This is a genomic window from Burkholderia sp. SIMBA_051 (assembly GCF_046534915.1).
GTDB classification, from domain to species: Bacteria; Pseudomonadota; Gammaproteobacteria; order Burkholderiales; family Burkholderiaceae; genus Burkholderia; species Burkholderia ambifaria.
Genome location: NZ_JAWRXS010000001.1, coordinates 577,546 through 594,462, shown reverse-complemented (window position 1 = coordinate 594,462; position 16,917 = coordinate 577,546). Strand labels below are relative to the sequence as shown.

Below are 16,917 nucleotides of genomic sequence, written 5' to 3'. Positions count from 1 at the left end.
ATTTCGAGGTATTCAAGCAATGATTAAACGGGTTGTCATCTTGCTCGTTGTCGTACTGACGTTAGCCGGTTGCGATGCGTTTTCATCCGAGCCGACCTACCGTGGCATCAGCATCATGGGGCTCAACTACACGCCGTTCAATCTGAGCGATTTCACGATTCGTGACAAATACGGCAACAGAGCGAGCGGAGGGGGTGATTTGCCGCCGAGTGCGGGAGCCGGCAGCCTAACGTGTTGCTACAAGCTGAAGGGAACGGATTTCACGGTTGAGTGGGAGGTCTATGACGCGGATGAAGCCATCAAGGATCTATACGCGCCCATCAAGAAGATCCACAAGACGACCGAGGTCAAATTTCCACCGGCAAAGGTCAAGGGCGGCGCAGGGGAGGACGTGCTTGCCGTGCACTTCTATCCAGACGATCACATCGAGTTTGAGATTCGTAACGACATGAGCGGATCGAGAATCTCCTATGCCAAGGTGGATCATTGGTTGCAAACCAAGTACGGAAAGGCGGCCAACCCAGACGACGCGGATATGTCCATCGCGTTTAGGCGTACAGCCCGGATTGCGTCGCAGGGTTGGCTCAAGTATCGCTTGACCGACACGAAGGATCTTGAGCAGTACGTGTACTACAAGCAACTCGTCAACCCGAAGTTCGATGAGCATCCTGTCGTGCAGCGGATCTTGAAGGATACCAAAGGAAAACCTGGAGCCTTCGGCACGGCGATGCGGAGCTTGCCAGATGCTGTTGTACAGGAGATCAAGCAAGGGCGCTTCGATTAGGCATTGTTTCGTGGCGGGTATGGGTTATCCGAGTTGGCTCTATTCGGACCGAGACGAGGTTCGTTTGCGAGACGGGGCGTGCGTATCGAATCCTGTTTCTTTGAATTTGAGGTATTTCAGCAATGATCAAGCGGTTTGTCATTTTGTTTGCTGTAGTGCTGACGTTGGCTGGATGTGACGCATTTTCATCCGAGCCGACCTACCGTGGCATCAGCATCATGGGGCTCAACTACACGCCGTTCAATCTGAGCGATTTCACGATTCGTGACAAATACGGCAACAGAGCGAGCGGAGGGGGTGATTTGCCGCCGAGTGCGGGAGCCGGCAGCCTAACGTGTTGCTATAAGCTGAAGGGAACGGAATTCACTGTCGACTGGGAGATATATGACCAGGACGAGTTCATGAAAGATCCGTATGCTCCCATCAAGAAGATCCACAAGACGACAGCGGTTAAATTTCCTCCGACAAAGGTCAAGGGCGGAGCGGGGGAGGACGTGCTTGCCGTGCATTTTTATCCGGACGACCACATCGAGTTTGAGATTCGTAACGACATGAGCGGGACGAGGATTGATTACACGGAAGTGGATCATTGGTTCCAAACCAAATACGGGAAGGCAGCCAACCCAGACGACGCTGACATGGGCGTCGCCTATAGGCGCACAGCACGTATCGCATCGCAAGGGTGGTTGAAGTATCGCCTGACTGACACGAAAGACCTTGAGCAGTACGTGTACTACACGCAACTTATCAACCCGAAGTTCGATGAGCATCCTGTCGTGAAGCGGATCTTGAAGGACGCCAATGGCAAGCCCGGAGCCTTCGGCACAGCGATGCAGAGCCTTCCAGAGGCCGTCATTCGAGAAATCAAGAGCAATCGCTTTGAACGAGATACGTTGAGAGGGCAACGTGGTTGATAAAACTACCCTCGATCCCGAGGATCGAACGCCTCCCGAAGTGCGTGCAGCTATCGGAGAGAATCAGAAGGCATATCCGCATGATGAATGCATTCCTTGTGGTTCCGTTATACACGTCGGTTTCTTTTTCGACGGATTTGGTCGTCATCGAGACTACGATGATAAGAATACTTCTCGATACTCAAACATCTGTCGACTTTGGGAAGCTCATCGTGAAAACAAGGACCGGCGCCGGAGGCAGGAACCTAATCAATTCTGGTATCGATTCTACTATTCTGGGCTCGGAACCGAATTGAATGAGGACGCGAGAAACGGTCAAATCGTCTCCGCCGCATTTAAGCTTGGAAAGCAGGGCGCCAAGGCGGCAGGTTCAATCGCAGTTAGCACCGGCAAGAAAGTAACCGGCGTGAAACGGCTTCCCATCGATCCGAAAGGCACTATCACCGAGGGGCTCAAGAAAGGGCTCGAGGAATTTTCGTACCGGCCGATCGTGAAGTCATTCAAAGATTTGGTCGACTCGGTCGAATCCGCGCCGCGCAATATCGGCCGAGTGTTGCAACTGCAGCGCGACAACCGCTGGGTTCAACGTGGTCGGGCGGCTACGCGCTTGTTTCTTTACGATACGAAGAAGAACTTTCTGTCTATTGGATGGAATGCCGCCAAGTCGGTGTTCTTCGGCGTGGTGATCGATTCGATTCCGTGGTTTCGTGACAACCGCGCCATCGCCCGTGTATTTGGAACAGGCGTCGAGGACCGGCTGATGGCCGCGATCAAGCAGTTCGAAAAATCGATTGACGATACCAAGCAGAGAATGCCGAAGATCCAGCGGATCCAGGTATCCATCTTCGGCGCCGATCGCGGCTGTGTTCTCGCCCGGGCGCTGGCGAATGAGCTGACGCGACGGTACAAGCATCCGAGCGATACGAAGCTGGCTTTTACCGACCCGAAAGATCCCAACCAAACGGCTATTCCGGTCGAGATCAAGTTTCTCGGGCTACTGGATGCCGTGTCTTCGGTGATGGAAGAAAACAAGTTACTGGGAATCGTGCCGGTGCTAGGCCTGCTCAAGCAAAACTACGGGGACCGCGAGCTATCGATACCGGCTTCGGTGCAGCGATGTGTGCATTTCGCCGCGGCTCACGAACTGCGATTCTATCAACGGCTCGATAGCCTCGAGAAAACGCGTGGACTCCAGTACCTCTATCCGGGAACCAGCGAAGACATCACCGGCGGGGCGCCACCAGGAACGCTCGGAGCACGCGCTGAATTGCAACGCGTCGTGTTGCGCGACATGCTCAATGAAGCGATTTCACATGGTGTCGTGCTGGATTCGATGGAGGATCTGTTCAAGTTCAAGGGTGATACGTTCGCCAAGTTCACACTCGCCAACCCCATCTCCGACGGCAAAGCCTCCTACAAAATCGGAGAACTGATTGACGCCTACCGTCAGATAGTTCCCTACGTCGCGCGTCTGAATTTTGTCGAACACATGCAGGTATTCCTGCGCTGGATGGCGGTTCGCTACCAATCCCCGGCATTTCGCGCGACCGTGACGAGTCACTTCGATGACCTCGCCGCCCAGCACCGGGAGCTTCTGAAGGAGCGCAACGATGCCGAGGCCGCGTATCTCGCGCTGCGCAATCAACGGCCGCCTGCGGATCGAGAGACGCTTGGCAGGGCCTACGCACGCTGGCAGAACGCGGTTTTGCCGGAAATGCTTTCCGGTCGCGATGCGGGTATCGAGCAAAAGCGTCCCCCCGTGGGCGTCTGGGACCGCATTCAAAGCGAATCCGAAGCGCTGATGCGGCGCGAATCGCTACAGGCCGGGTTGCAGAAGTCAGCGAATCGCATACGTGAAATGGCTCAAGAGGGGTCGTTGCCGTGGGACGCAAACCCGGAGTTCAGCGCATCGATGATCGAGGCCTGGAAGATGACGCCCGAAGAGGAGACGCTGATCCAGGCATGGAAGATGGGCCTGAGCGGCAAGAACCCGCTGCCGCCCAAGGTCATGGCGCTCTTCGACCTGCTGGTTCACGACACGATGCTGACGAGCTGGCACGACCACGTGCTGTCGTCGAATCTGTACTTCCAGACACGTGCGATCGACACGTTCGGAACCAGCAACTACGTCAGCGAAGACAAGAAGCGCAAGCGCGACGAAAAACATGGTGAGCGCGTCAGGCAGGCCAGCGAAGCGATGAAGCCCGCAGCGCGGCTGCCGGGGCGCTTATAACTCGATATCGACCGCTCACTGTCGAACCGCAGTGGCAATGTCGATTCATTTCGGAGATACCTATGACGGGCATCATTCGCGTCGGAGACCGCCACACCGGCGGCGGCTACGTAACGTCCGGTTCGGATACGCGCTTTTTCATGGGGCGTGCGCTTGCGCGGCTCCACGATCCCGTGACCTGCCCGCGGCACGGCGACAACCGCATCGCGATGGCTACTTCGGGTGCATTCGATAATGGTCGCGAGGTCGCCCAGCACGATGACTTGTGCGGGTGCGGTTGCCGTTTGATTTCTTCTCTTGCGAACAGCGGGCGCCGCTAGGTAATGGCGCTGGATTTCTCGTCCCTTCCGCCGGAGAAGCCGGTTCCCGATAAATCGCCGTCGCGGATTCTCTGGGCTGCGGTGTTCATCGCGCTGACGGCGGCAGGCGTAGTAGCCGTGCTGATGCTCTGGCCGGCGGATGAGCCGACTCACACGCCGTGGTTCTGGATCTGCATGTCCGTATACCCGACGGGTTTTGCCGCCTTCGTCGTGTCCCGGCGCTATCGGGCATACGAACTCGAACGCGCGAAAGTCCAGGCCTGGAACGATGCAAGCAGGAAGTACAACGCGCAGGCCTTTGCGCGAGAAAGCGTGCCGATGATTGTCCTGGCAGTGGCTGCACGCGTCACTGCCGACGATACGGAAAACGGTATCGACCCAATCGCCGATGGAACGATGACGTTGCATGCCAAAGCTTCCGATCAGGAAGCAAACGAATCGGTTTCGGCGAGATGGTTCGATCCGATCGAAGCGCGCCTCGCTGCAGACGATGCACAACGTCACGATGAGGTTCTCGAATGGCTGTACGAGCGGCTGCTGAACGACCTGAAGGAACCCTTGAACGCGCTTCCTGCGGATCTGCCGTTGCGCGTGTTGCTCGATATTTCCGGCTATGTCGGCGCGTCCGACGTGATCGAACCATGGCGGAAGGAATGGAGACGTCACAAGTTGCGCTTCGCGAAGATGGAGCGTGCGCCCGAATCGCTTGATTTGATGACGATCGATTCCTGGCTCGACGGTCGGAACGGGCCGTTGCATCAGCATGCGGTGTTACTCGTATCCGTTGCGCTCAGCAAAGTCATTGCCGAGCCGCCGCCATCCGATTCAGCCGAGGCCGCGGTCGGCTTGTTGCTGGTTTCGAAGGCGCTTGCGGCGCGCTTCGAATTGCAGCCGCTCGCTGTGTTCCATCGTCCCCGGCGAGCAGGCAATGACGACCCCGGCCATGCATTGACCTACGGACTCCGTTGGGGCGACACCTCGCCGGACGAAGTCGGGACGGTGTGGATGAGCGGATTCGACAGCCGGGCGGCCGCTTCGCTACGCATGGCGTTAAGCGCGGGTCGACCGGAAGGCAAGAGCGACGAAGCGGTACCGGAGTTTGAACTCGATCGAATCGTCGGCAAGACGGGCGCCTCGGCAGCATGGCTTGCCGCGGCATGCGCGACGTACATGGCCGGTCAATCGACGAAACCGCAACTGGTCGCACACCGCGACGAAGACCACATGTTCATTGCTGTTGTGACGAACATGGATAACGCATCAACAACACACGCACTTCCGCATGAACCGGATATTCAAACTTGACCTGTTCGGGTCCCTTGTTCTTGTCGTCATTCCTGGGCTGATCGCCTGGAAGCGACCGCACTGGATCGGAATATCCGATACGGATCGAGGATTGGCGGTCGTCATTTTCTGCGCCATATTTATCGCACTCCTGTTGATCTTCAGTTTCAGTGATTCTTCGCGACCGGCCAACGCCTGGCGTGCCGTGAAGAAATGGGTCAATGATCGCACTCGTCGCACGCCCGCATCGTCGGGAAGTGGCCCAACGGCCGATGCCGCGACTCTCGCCGCAGAGCTTATGCAGGCCCAGAAGGAGAGGCACGGCTGGCGATGGCGCTATCGCGATCGTTGGGTTCTTGTTGCCGGTGACTATCCGCTTGTGCGGCGTCTCGCGCCTGGATTGGCGGATACCGGCTACGCGATTCTCGGCAATACGGTCGTGCTCTATGCGCGGCAAATTGACGACAAACTCGACACGGAATGGCTCGATCGGATTCGTCACCTGCGCCGTCGCCGTCCAGTCGACGCGATCGTGGCCATTACCCGTCACCGAAGTTCCAGCGATGCATCGTTTGACGTGGATGCGCTCGCTGCGCGGCTTGCTCGCCACGCACGCGCGTTGCGCTGGGCTGCTCCCGCCTATCTCCTCGACGTGACGGATTTCGGCAGCGCAGACGTCACTTCGGACGAAGCGATGGGCTTCACATGGGCCAACGCGCGCTTGAGTGCGGCGGTGATCGACGAATCGCTGGGAAATCTCATAGACAACCTGTCGGACGCCGGTGTCATGCGCCTTGCCGTGAATACCGATGATCGCTACCCGGCCGAACTGGCGCAGCACGTTTCGAGGCTGCGCGCAGGGTTATCCGACCTGCTGCGTCGGAGCGCTGAATCCGCCGTTTCGCGGCACCCGATTCACGGGCTATTGTTTGCGCCTCTCTTCAAGGAGAGGGCGCCCCTGTCTCAGGATTTCGATTCGCCAGCCGACGATTCGAATGATCTTGCTGCGCCGCTCAATCCTCAACCCCGAACCGTCTGGCAAACCATCGCCGATCACAGTCGCAAGGTTCAAGGTCGCCGCATTGGCTTTTCGCTGTCGACCACGGCGGCGTGGATGATGACGGCCCTGATCAGCTGCTGGTTGGTTGGCACGCTGCTGTCCGGCTTCGCGAACCGCGCAACGATCGGGACGGCCGCGAATACGGTTGCGAAGCTCGCGGGAGCCCTGAACCCGACGCAATCGCTGCAAACGTTGACCGACCTCGACCGTCAAATCGACACGCTCGAAATCCATCAGCGTGCCGGTGCGCCTTTGACCGCTCGTTTCGCGTTGAACCGCGACCACGCACTGCTCGACGCCCTTTGGCCTTACTACGCCGATGCCGCGAACCGGATTCTCGTCGGCCCGATCCGCCAGAAGCTCGAAGCGAGGCTGCATCAGCTCGCGTCCCTGTCCGACGCCGAAATCGCCAGCGGTGGCGGCGCCGAGGTCCAGGCCGCTTACGATACGCTCAAGACCTACATGATGCTCGCCAAACCCGAGCGGGCGGCAGCCACATTCCTGATACCGCAGCTCGTCGCGGCTTCCGCACCTGAACGCCCGGCCGATTCGCCGCTGTCGAAGGGCACATGGGAAGACCTGCGTCAGCAAGCGATCGCATTCTTCGCGAAACACGTTGGGCGGGGTGCCGCGTCCAGTCACACCGCATTGGCGATTGTCCCCGACGGAAGCCTGATCGCATCTACCCGTCAGACGATCATCGGCGTGCGCGGCATCCAGAACTCCGGCGACGCGATCTACCAGCAGATCATCGACGAAGCGACGCCGAAATATCCGCCGCTGTCACTCGCGACGTTGCTCGGTGACACAGCGTCGCAATCCTCTTCCGGCGGTGCGACGAGCCGGGGCCTGTTCGGCACGACCGCCACGGTACCGGGCGTATTCACGCGTGCGGCGTGGGAAGAGCGCATCTCGAAGGCAATCGACGAAGCCGGCGAGCAACGCGATGTGGCGAGCGACTGGGTACTCTCCGACACCAAGGTTGCCCATTCATCTCCGTCGACATTGAAGACCGAACTGCGTCAGCGCTATTTCGACGATTACGCGCGGGCATGGGCGTTATTCCTCAACAGTCTGCGTTGGCAACCTGCACCGACGCTATCAGCCACGGCCGACCAACTCACGCTACTGGGCGACCCGCAACGCTCGCCGCTCGTCGCGTTGATGAATGCGATCGTGTATCAGGCGGGAACGGGAGCCAATGCCCAATCGTTGTCCGACACGCTGATCAGCAAGGCACAGCAACTGGTCGGCGCGGACGAGAAGGATCCGTCCAAGCAGGCCAAGCCTCAACTGGCGCCGCTTGCCGCCGCATTCGCCCCAATCCTGCGCCTGACCGGCAGCGACCTCGCGTCGGGAATACCGACGAACGGCAACGCGGCCACCACGCAAATGGCAGCGACCGGCGACCTGAGCCTGGCCCGCTATCTGGAGCGGATCACGGCGATGCGCCTGAAGACATCGCAGATCGTCTCCAGCCCGGATCCGGACGCGATCGCACGTCTGGCCGCGCAAGCCGTGCTGCAAGGCAAGACGTCCGATATCGCCGACAGCCGCGATTACGCGAGTCGTGTCGCCGCGAGCCTCGGTGAACAGTGGTCCGGGTTTGGCGCATTGTTCCGCGCGCCGTTCGATCAGTCGTGGCAGGTCATCGTGCAGCCGGCCGCATCGAGCCTGAACGAGATGTGGCGCACCGCGATCCTCGCCGACTGGAACAAGACCTTCGGCGGCCGCTATCCGTTCGCGGATTCCGACAACGACGCATCGCTGCCCGAGATGGCGCGCTTCATGCGCCCGGACAGCGGCGTGATCGCGCAGTTCGTGACGTCGCAACTGGCCGGTGTCGTCGAAAGGCAGGGGGACCGGTGGGTCGCCGCACAGGGAGCCGATTCCGGCGCATTGACGATCGATCCGGCTTTCCTGAACGGTCTGAACAAGCTTACGCGCACATCGACAGTCCTGTTTCCGTCGGGTGACGCGCGCGTGCGCTATGAACTGCGGGCCGAGCCGACGCCGGGCGTCACCGACATGAGATTCGTGCTGTCCGGGCGCGAACTGCATTACTTCAACCAGACGCAGGAATGGACACCGTTCGAATGGCCGGGACAGTCGCTCGAGAACTTGTCGCATATCGAATGGCAAACGGAACAGGGCGGCTTGCGTACCGCGCTCGATTCGCAGGGGCGTTTCGGCCTCGTTCGATTGCTGGAGCGTGCGAAGATCACGCAGCAGGACAACGCCCGCTATCTGCTGACCTGGACGCCCGACACGAGCCAGGGCATTCCGCTCAAGGTGCAATTGCGCAGCGAAGCCGGCGGCGGTCCCCTCGACGTTCTTCAGTTGCGCAATTTCACGTTGCCGATCCGTGTTTTCGTGACGGGATCTCGGAGCGCAGAGCCTCGGGTGTCGACGATCGGGCCGCCGCCATTGCCGGCGTCGGCGATCGCGGCCGCGAAGCATGCGGCTGTGCCGTTGCCGCCGGGGTTTCCCGGCGGGAGTCCCTTGCCGGACGAAACCATGCGGGCGTCGGCGGAGCAGGCCTCCGGTCAACGCACTGCGCTCGGCCTTGCTCGGGCGAAAGCGCGAACCGCCGAGCCTGGCCCGGCGAAACAGACGAACACGCCCAAGGCCGCGATTTCGCCATTGGCGACCACGTCGGGGCGCTCCGATTCCTTCCCCCGTCCGTTTGGGCACGCCCTCGGGCTGCCGGCTGACGTATTCGTTTTTTGACACCTGCCATGACGCTTGCCAATTTTGTGAAGACACTCGTCGGTGGTCCCCGCATCGATTCACTCCGGAAGGCACGGACGGATACCTGGGCCGCATGGGTCGCGCCGATACCGGGCGATTCCGCATGCGGGCGCGACCCCGGCTACGAAGACGCGTTCTTCGAACTGAAGGATGAAGCCGGCAAGCTGTCGGGAATCGATGACGGCCTGATCGTCCGCGTGTGCGAACACCTGCTCAAGGAGACCGGCAAGGATTTGCGCGTCGCCGGCTACTACGCGTTCGCGCGCCTGCGGCAGGACGGCCCGGCCGGGTTCGCCGACGGGCTCGAACTGGCTGCCGCGCTCGTCGACCGGTTTAGCGAAGCTCTTTTGCCTGCCCGTCACGAAGCGAAGAAGGCAGCGCTCGAAATGCTCGCGACTGCGCGCGTGATCGAGACGCTGGATAGTCGGGGTGACTTTGCGCCGGTCGATCTCGAACGCGCGTTGGCCGCGCTCGATGTGCTCGTCACGCATACGGCGGCGTTGCCCGATGCGGCTCGCCCGAACCTGCAGTCACTCGTTTCCCGCTTCGAGAAAAAGGAAGGGCCGGCACGCGGTGTCGATGCCGGTGTCGCGATGCCGCCCGTGACGGCCGCGGGAAAGACTTCAGCCGGATCGATCGCGTCAACGCGCGATCTGCTCGATCAGGCGCGGGCGATGTCGGCGTGGCTCAGGGATCAGGAAAACGGCTATTTGCCGTCGGTGCGGCTCGTGCGAAGCATTCGTTGGGACACGCTGCACGACGTGCCGCCGTCGGATGCCGCGTCGCATACGCGTCTGGCGCCGCCACGCGCCGAGTTGCGCCAGCAGATGAAACGCCTCGTGCTGCAGAAGCATTGGCACGAGTTGCTGGAGCGTGTCGAGGGTGCGTTCATGGAAGGCGTGAATCACCTGTGGTTCGACCTGCAGTATTTCCAGCACGTTGGGCTCGACCACGTCGGCACCCCGTACAGCGCATGGCGTGAATTGTTGCGCACCGACTTTGCGCTGTTTCTCGAGCGACTGCCGGGCATCGAACGCCTGGCATTCAGCGACGGCACACCGTTCGCCGACGACACGACGCTCGAATGGATCGCCCGGCATGCGGTCGTGCGCGATCTGGAAGCGGGCGAGACGGTTGCGCCGCTGCCCGTTTCCGCGGATAGCGCGGGCGATGCAGCGGGCGACTGGCCGGAGATCGAAACCCAGGCGCGCGAACTCGCTGCCCGTGACGGCATCGAAACGGCCTTTGCGTGGCTCGAAGCGCTGCCCGGCATGAAAACCGATCGACATCGCTATTTGCAGCGGCTCGTGATGGCCCGCCTGGCCGACCATGCCGGCCGTCACGATGCGGCGCTCGCACTCCTCGCAGAACTCGACGGAACGTCCCGTTCGCTGCCGTTGATGCGCTGGGAGCCGGCGCTGACGTTCGAGGTCAAGCAGCAACTGATCAAAGCACTGAAAGCGATGAGCAGCCGTAAGGACGCCGACAAGCCGGCGTTCGCACGCCGCATCGGCGAGCTGCACGCGGAACTCACGGTACTCGATCCCGCCCGCGCGTTGACCCTTTCGTAACGGATTCCCATGGACAACAACGATCCCATCCTGCGCTACTACGAAGCGGAAATGCGCTATTTGCGCGAATCCGGCAAGGAATTTGCAAAGGCGCATCCCGATCGCGCGCGCCTGCTCAATCTCGACCGCGTCGGCGATCGCGATCCGTATGTCGAGCGCCTGTTCGAAGGTTTTGCGTTTCTGACGGGCCGGCTCCAGCAAAAACTCGACGACGAACTGCCCGAACTGACCGAAGGGCTCGTCAGCTTGTTGTGGCCGCACTATCTGCGGATGATTCCTTCGCTGTCGATCGTCGAACTGACGCCATTCGCGGAGAAGCTGCAGAAAACGATAGTGGTCCCGGCCGGCGTGCCGGTGCGCTCCGCGCCGATCAACGTGCCGTCGGCGGGCGGCGCGGAGGGCGCGGCACCGCCGACCGTGCGATGTCTGTACCGGACCACGCAGGATGTTGCGCTGCAGCCGATTTCGCTCACGCATGCCGGGCCGGCCGTGCGACACGACGGGCGATCGGTGATCCGCTTCGGCTTCGCATTGCAAGCGTCGGCGCTGCGCAAGGAGACGGATCTGTCGCGGCTGCGGCTGCATTTGAACGCCGATTTGCCGACTGCATTCGCGATGCATCTTGCGCTGACGCGTCAGGTCGACGCGATTCACTGGCGCGTCCCGGAAATACGCGATGGCGAATCCGTGCCGCTACCGGGCGTCACGATCGAGCCGGCGGGATTTTCCACGGAAGAACGGCTGTGGCCCAAAGCCGATGCGGCATTCTCCGGGTATCAGTTGCTGCTCGAATACTTCACGTTTCGCGAGAAATTCCTGTTCGTCGATCTGTGCGGACTCGACATCACGAAGCTGCCTGAAAAATCGACCCGCTTCGAACTGGAGATCGTTCTGAAGGATGCCTATCCGTCGGATCAGCGATTCAGCGTGGACAACGTGCGATTGTTCTGTTCACCGGTGATCAACCTGTTCGAACTGGATGCCGAGCCGATCGAGATCGACCATCACGAAACCGAGTATCGCGTCGTGCCGGCCGGTCATCAGGGCGAGCATGTCGAAACGTATTCGGTCGATGCGATCGCGACGTTCGATCACGATACGGCCGAGCGATACGAATACGTGCCGTTCACGACGTTTCGGCATCGCGGCGGCATGCTGCGGCATGAGGCGCCGGAGCGCTATTTCCATACACGCGTGCGTTCCGGTGTGTCGGGGCTGCACGAAATGTGGGTGATTCTCGGCGGTCATGCGTGGGAAACGATGGATACGCTGCCGGAGGAAAGCCTGTCGCTGCGCGTGACGGGCACGAACGGGCTACTGCCGCGCAAGGGGCTGCGCGAGGCGAGTCTCGACGAGCTGGCGGCCAGCACGCCGAACGTCGCGAGCGTGCGCAATCTCGTGTCGCCGACGTTGCCGCTCCATCCGCCGACCGAAGATCGTTTCCAGTGGCGTGTGCTGTCGCATCTCGCCCCCAACTTCCTGTCGATGATGAACGCGGAGGTGTTGCGTGGCGCTTTGGCGCTGTACGACTGGACGAACGACGAACTGAACCGGCGGCGGCTCGCCGGCATCCTGCATGTCTCGCAGGAAATGATCGAGGAGGTGTCGGGCGGGGCGGTCGAGCGCGGCGTGCTGATCGAGGTCACGCTCGATGCGCATGCGTTCTCGGGCGAAGGCGACGTGATGCTGTTCGGCGAGTTGCTGCACCGGTTCTTCGGCGCCTACGCGGAGATCAATCTGTTCACGAAGCTGGCGATCGTCAGCCTGCCATCGCGGTCGCGGACGGAGTGGCCACGCAGCAAGGCGGGGCGGGCACCGCTATGAGTGCATCGATCGACCGGATGAGTGCCGAAGCCGCTGAATCGAAGGGCCCGTCGGCCGTGGTTGCGAGGCTGTTCGAGCGGGCGCCGAAGATGACTTTCATGCAGTTCTGTCGTCTTTTGGAGGCATGTTCGTCCGAACGTCCGGGATTCGGCACACGCGACACGCCGGAGCACGAGCCGGTGCGATTCCGGCCGCGTCCTCGGTTGGGGTTCCCGGCGGGTGAGGTGGCCGCTGTCGAATTCGACGACGAGCATCCCGATGCACCGCCGACCGTACGCACGACCTTCATGGGGCTTTACGGCGTCGATGCAGCGATGCCGTCGCATACGATCGACGAGATCGCGTTGCGCGAAGAAGGGCATGAGGCTGTCGAGGCCTTTCTCGACCCGTTCAATCACCGCATCGCGACGTTGCTGTATCGCGCATGGAAGAAGTATCGGTATCCCGAGCGTTTTCGGGCCGGTGGTGTCGACGATTATTCGCAGAGCCTGTTGTGTCTGCTGGGGTTCGGATGGGGCGACAAGCCTTTGCGGGCAGGTCTGCCGGATTCGCGGATGCTCGCGTTGTCGGGGCTGCTGATTCAGCGCACGCGGACGTCCGAAGGGCTGGCCGGCGTGGTGGCGCTCGCGGCGCCGGGGGCAGAGGTTCGCGTCGACGAGTTCTGGGCGGTGACGACGAGTACCGGTCGGCCGAAGCCGTTGACGTCGACGAAGCCGGCTGCGGGCGGGCTGCCGGACGGCAAGCGCAATGGGCTCGGTGGCGGTTACGTGCTCGGCAGGCGTCTCACGTATCGCAGCCGGGCAGTGCGCGTGACGTTGCGGCCAGCCGATGCGCGGCAGGCTCAGGATCTGCTGCCGGGTGCATGGCTCCATCGAGAGGTGATGGCATTCATCCAGCTGTATGTCGGCATCAAGGCCGATGTGTATTTGCGGATGGAGGTGTCGTCACGGTTCGTTCCGCATCCGTCCGTCGGGATCGAGCGTGCCGGCCCAGCGCCGCGTCTCGGCTGGACGACGGTGTTGCCGTCTGCCGACGAACGGCTGATCGATATTGCGCTGGGTGCCTACGAGGCATTGCCCGCGCCGCAACCCAACCCGCATCTCGTGCCGCGCACGATCTGATTCCGGAGTCTTCATGTTCTATCGAATGAGTGCGGCTACGGCTGCCGCCGTATTGCTTCTGTCGGGCTGTGGTGCATGGCAGTCGGTATCGGACGCGTCGTCGAATGCCTATCGCGCAGTGTTTTTCAAGCAGGTGAAGGTGCTTGACGTCGATCTGACTGCACGCGCGGCGCTGAACCCGGACGACGCGGGGCGACCGACGTCGGTTGCCGTGCGCGTCTACCAGCTGAAGGATCGCAAGATGTTCGATGCGGCGTCGTATGACGACCTGTTGAAGAACGATCGCACGGTGCTTGCCCAGGATCTGCAAGCGGATATGTCGGCTACCGTGAGCCCCGGGGCTTCTTCGAGCTTGTCGCAACCGATGCAACGGGAGACGAAGTATGTGGCGATCGTTGCGTTGTACCGCGTTCCGGGAAGCGCCGAAGATTGGAAAAGAGTCGTCGAGAAAAAGAGACTCGATCCGGACAAGCCGCTACGGATCGGATTGGCGTCGAATCGGCTTGAGATGGCAGGCGACATCCCCAGGTAACCGCGGTCACTTCCGCTTCCCGCCCCATGCCGCCGGCCCCCCGGCGGCATGGGTCACGCAAAACTCACCGATCGTCGTCCCGAATGGACGAAGGATGCCGGCACAGCGCCCGCACTTCCATCTCCATATACGGAAACAACGGCAGCTGACTCAGCACATCATGCAGTTGCTGCACGCTCTCGACATCGAAAATACTGACGTTCGCATACTGCCCCGCGATCCGCCACAGATGCCGCCAGGTCCCTTCGTTCATCAACCGCTGGCACATCGCCTTCTCTTCGGCCTTCAGCGTGGCCGCCTTGACCGGATCCATGTCCGCCGGCAGACGGACGGTCATTTCCACATGAAACAGCATTCTGTACTCCTTGCGTTATCGATGCGTCGAACCGGACGGCCGCTCAGGCTTGCGCCCGCGCCCGCTCGACTTCACTCGCCGGCACGTCCTGCTTGTCCTTGAGCAGCGAAAAATCGAAGTCGATCAGCGCGAACTGCCCGTCGACCCCATACGGCTTGCCTTCCGCGCCCTCGGCCTGCTTGATCTTCGGGATCAGCCCTTCGCGGGTCGCGAACGCGAAGTCGTCCCAGATGTGCGGATCGCCTTCGATGTTGATCTGCGTCGTCAGCTTACGATATCCGTCCGCGGAAACGAAGAAGTGGATGTGCGCCGGACGATGGCCGTGGCGACCGAGCAGGTCGAGCAGCTGCTCGGTCTTGCTGCCCGGCGGCACGCTGTAGCCGACCGGCAGCACGCTCCGGAAGCTGTAGCGACCATCGGCATCGGTGCGGATGGAGCGGCGCAGATTGAACGCGGGCTGCGATTGATCGAAGTACGAGTAGTTGCCGAGATGGTTCGCGTGCCACACCTCGACGAGCGCGTTCGCGATCGGCGCGCCGTCCTGGCCGAGCACCTGGCCGCGCATGATCAGCGTCTGGCCCGGATCGGTGCCGTCGTCGAGGCGCGCATGGCCGACCGACTCCGGTGCGCCCGCGACATACAGCGGCCCCTCGATCGTGCGCGGCGTGCCGCCCTGGAAGCCGGCCTTCTCCTCGGCCTCGTCCATCCGCACGTCGAGGAAGCGCTCGAGGCCGAGGCCCGCGGCGATCAGCCCGAATTCACGGCCGGCTTCGTTCAGGTAGTTGAGCGCGGTCCAGAACTCGCTCGGCTGCACGTCGAAGTCCTCGATCGTGTAGCAGATGTCCTTCACGATCCGGTTGACGATCGCGCGCACGCGCGGGTTGCCGGGCTTTTCCGCGGCGTCGTCGAAGGTCTTCAGCAGGGCGTCGATGGCTTGCTTGTTCATCTGTGTCTCCGGTTTCGGTTGTCGTGTGGGGTGGGATCAGCGGGCGTCGCGTCGCATCCGTTCGATGCGGGCCCAGTCGAAGGTGATGCCGAGGCCGGGCGTCGCCGGCAGGTGTAGCTTGAAATCCTGGTAACGCAGCGGCTCGACGAGAATCTCCTCGGTGAGCAGCAGCGGGCCGAACAGCTCGGTGCCCCATTTCAGCGAGCCGAACGTGCTGAACAGCTGCGCGGACGCCATCGTGCCGGCCGCGCCCTCGAGCATCGTGCCGCCGTACAGGTCGATGCCGGCCGCCGACGCGATCGATGCGACACTCGCCGCGCCGAGCAGGCCGCCCGATTGCGCGATCTTCACCGCGAACACGTCGGCCGCGCGGTCCTGCGCGAGCGCGAACGCATCGACGGGGCCGTGCAGCGCTTCGTCGGCCATGATCGGAATCCGCGCGAGCTGCGTGAGGCGTTTCAGCCCCGCGCGATTGGTCGCGGCGATGGGCTGCTCCACGAGGCTCACGCCGGCGTCCGCGAGGCGTGCGCCGGCCCGGATCGCATCGGTTTCGCTCCATGCCTGGTTCACGTCGACGCGAACGTCGCCGCGCTCGCCGAGCGCGCGCTTGATCGCGATCACGTGCGCAACGTCGTCGTCGACCGCGTTCGACCCGATCTTCAGCTTGAATGCGCGATGGCGGCGCGCGTCGAGCATCGCCTCCGCTTCCGCGATGTCGCGCTGCGTGTCGCCGCTGGCGAGCGTCCATGCGACGTCGACCGCGTCGGTCGTGCGGCCGCCGAACAGTTCCGACAGCGGCACGCCGAGGCGGCGCGCCTGCGCGTCGAACAGCGCGGTTTCGATCGCGCACTTCGCGAAGCGGTTGCCCTGGAACAGCTTGCGGGCACGCGCCATCGCGGCGCCGGGGCGCGTTGCGTCCATGCCTTGCAGCAGCGGCGTGAAGTAGGTGTCGATGTTGACCTTGATGCTCTCGGGGCTCTCCTCGCCATACGCGAGACCGCCGATCGTGGTCGCCTCGCCGACGCCTTCGATACCGTCCGTGCATCGAACGCGGACCAGCACGAGGGTCTGGCATTTCATCATGGCGACCGACAGTTTGTGGGGCCTGATCGTCGGCACGTCGACGAGCAGCGTGTCGATGCGTTCGATGGTGGCGGCAGTTGCTATCATGCGATTCCTCCTGTTGGTGCACATGGTAGGAATTCCCGCCCCGCGTCGTCCA

General features: G+C 61.9%; 13 protein-coding genes. 10 read left to right on the top strand and 3 right to left on the bottom strand.

Features of this window, described 5'->3' with window-relative positions; genetic code table 11:
- The first annotated feature begins 19 nt into the window (after window positions 1–19).
- From SB771_RS02580 to tssJ, 10 genes are all read left to right on the top strand, one after another.
- Window positions 20–784, top strand: a complete 765-nt coding sequence (locus SB771_RS02580) for a DUF3304 domain-containing protein (protein WP_175659647.1) — start codon at window positions 20–22, stop codon at window positions 782–784.
- Window positions 785–906: 122 nt separating this feature from the next.
- Window positions 907–1,698, top strand: a complete 792-nt coding sequence (locus SB771_RS02575; protein ID WP_175659646.1) for a hypothetical protein — start codon at window positions 907–909, stop codon at window positions 1,696–1,698.
- Entirely contained in the window at window positions 1,691–3,931 is a 2,241-nt protein-coding gene (locus SB771_RS02570) for a DUF2235 domain-containing protein (RefSeq protein ID WP_175659645.1), read from the top strand. The genes SB771_RS02575 and SB771_RS02570 overlap by 8 nt, the downstream gene beginning before the upstream one ends.
- A gap of 62 nt (window positions 3,932–3,993) precedes the next feature.
- On the top strand, window positions 3,994–4,251 hold the full coding sequence (locus SB771_RS02565; protein ID WP_175659644.1) for a PAAR domain-containing protein: 258 nt from the start codon (window positions 3,994–3,996) through the stop codon (window positions 4,249–4,251).
- Window positions 4,252–4,254: 3 nt separating this feature from the next.
- Window positions 4,255–5,556: a hypothetical protein gene (locus SB771_RS02560; RefSeq protein WP_244096733.1), complete on the top strand. Its 1,302-nt coding sequence runs from the start codon at window positions 4,255–4,257 to the stop codon at window positions 5,554–5,556.
- Window positions 5,534–9,325: an ImcF-related family protein gene (locus tag SB771_RS02555; protein WP_175659643.1), complete on the top strand. Its 3,792-nt coding sequence runs from the start codon at window positions 5,534–5,536 to the stop codon at window positions 9,323–9,325. The genes SB771_RS02560 and SB771_RS02555 overlap by 23 nt, the downstream gene beginning before the upstream one ends.
- 8 nt (window positions 9,326–9,333) lie before the next feature.
- Window positions 9,334–10,917 carry a type VI secretion system protein TssA gene (tssA, locus tag SB771_RS02550; protein ID WP_175659642.1) on the top strand — a complete coding sequence of 528 codons (1,584 nt, stop codon included), beginning with the start codon at window positions 9,334–9,336 and terminating at the stop codon, window positions 10,915–10,917.
- Between the two features lie 9 nt (window positions 10,918–10,926).
- Window positions 10,927–12,741, top strand: a complete 1,815-nt coding sequence (gene tssF / locus SB771_RS02545) for a type VI secretion system baseplate subunit TssF (RefSeq protein ID WP_175659641.1) — start codon at window positions 10,927–10,929, stop codon at window positions 12,739–12,741.
- Window positions 12,738–13,862 carry a type VI secretion system baseplate subunit TssG gene (gene tssG, locus SB771_RS02540; protein WP_175659640.1) on the top strand — a complete coding sequence of 375 codons (1,125 nt, stop codon included), beginning with the start codon at window positions 12,738–12,740 and terminating at the stop codon, window positions 13,860–13,862. The genes tssF and tssG overlap by 4 nt, the downstream gene beginning before the upstream one ends.
- A 13-nt stretch (window positions 13,863–13,875) precedes the next feature.
- Complete coding sequence (gene tssJ, locus SB771_RS02535) at window positions 13,876–14,394, top strand: type VI secretion system lipoprotein TssJ (RefSeq protein WP_175659639.1); 519 nt, start codon at window positions 13,876–13,878, stop codon at window positions 14,392–14,394.
- Window positions 14,395–14,458: 64 nt separating this feature from the next.
- On the opposite strand, the gene catC is transcribed toward tssJ, so the two are convergent.
- Genes catC through SB771_RS02520 form a run of 3 tightly spaced genes read right to left on the bottom strand, consistent with a single transcriptional unit; the run spans window position 14,459 to window position 16,865 of the window.
- The gene (gene catC, locus SB771_RS02530) at window positions 14,459–14,749 is read right to left on the bottom strand and encodes a muconolactone Delta-isomerase (protein ID WP_126226705.1); all 291 of its coding nucleotides are present in this window, start codon (window positions 14,747–14,749) and stop codon (window positions 14,459–14,461) included.
- Window positions 14,750–14,792: 43 nt separating this feature from the next.
- Window positions 14,793–15,695, bottom strand: coding sequence for a catechol 1,2-dioxygenase (gene catA, locus SB771_RS02525; RefSeq protein WP_175659638.1), 903 nt, complete (start codon window positions 15,693–15,695; stop codon window positions 14,793–14,795).
- Between the two features lie 36 nt (window positions 15,696–15,731).
- Window positions 15,732–16,865: a muconate/chloromuconate family cycloisomerase gene (locus SB771_RS02520; protein ID WP_175659637.1), complete on the bottom strand. Its 1,134-nt coding sequence runs from the start codon at window positions 16,863–16,865 to the stop codon at window positions 15,732–15,734.
- Between the last annotated feature and the right edge of the window lie 52 nt (window positions 16,866–16,917).

Bases quoted from the DNA above. Each gene is read 5' to 3' on its own strand.
- SB771_RS02580 (WP_175659647.1), top strand. From the start codon at position 20: ATGATTAAACGGGTTGTCATCTTGCTCGTTGTCGTACTGACGTTAGCC.
- SB771_RS02575 (WP_175659646.1), top strand. From the start codon at position 907: ATGATCAAGCGGTTTGTCATTTTGTTTGCTGTAGTGCTGACGTTGGCT.
- SB771_RS02565 (WP_175659644.1), top strand. From the start codon at position 3,994: ATGACGGGCATCATTCGCGTCGGAGACCGCCACACCGGCGGCGGCTAC.
- SB771_RS02560 (WP_244096733.1), top strand. From the start codon at position 4,255: ATGGCGCTGGATTTCTCGTCCCTTCCGCCGGAGAAGCCGGTTCCCGAT.
- SB771_RS02555 (WP_175659643.1), top strand. From the start codon at position 5,534: ATGAACCGGATATTCAAACTTGACCTGTTCGGGTCCCTTGTTCTTGTC.
- tssA (WP_175659642.1), top strand. From the start codon at position 9,334: ATGACGCTTGCCAATTTTGTGAAGACACTCGTCGGTGGTCCCCGCATC.
- tssF (WP_175659641.1), top strand. From the start codon at position 10,927: ATGGACAACAACGATCCCATCCTGCGCTACTACGAAGCGGAAATGCGC.
- tssG (WP_175659640.1), top strand. From the start codon at position 12,738: ATGAGTGCATCGATCGACCGGATGAGTGCCGAAGCCGCTGAATCGAAG.
- tssJ (WP_175659639.1), top strand. From the start codon at position 13,876: ATGTTCTATCGAATGAGTGCGGCTACGGCTGCCGCCGTATTGCTTCTG.
- catC (WP_126226705.1), bottom strand. From the start codon at position 14,749: ATGCTGTTTCATGTGGAAATGACCGTCCGTCTGCCGGCGGACATGGAT.
- catA (WP_175659638.1), bottom strand. From the start codon at position 15,695: ATGAACAAGCAAGCCATCGACGCCCTGCTGAAGACCTTCGACGACGCC.
- SB771_RS02520 (WP_175659637.1), bottom strand. From the start codon at position 16,865: ATGATAGCAACTGCCGCCACCATCGAACGCATCGACACGCTGCTCGTC.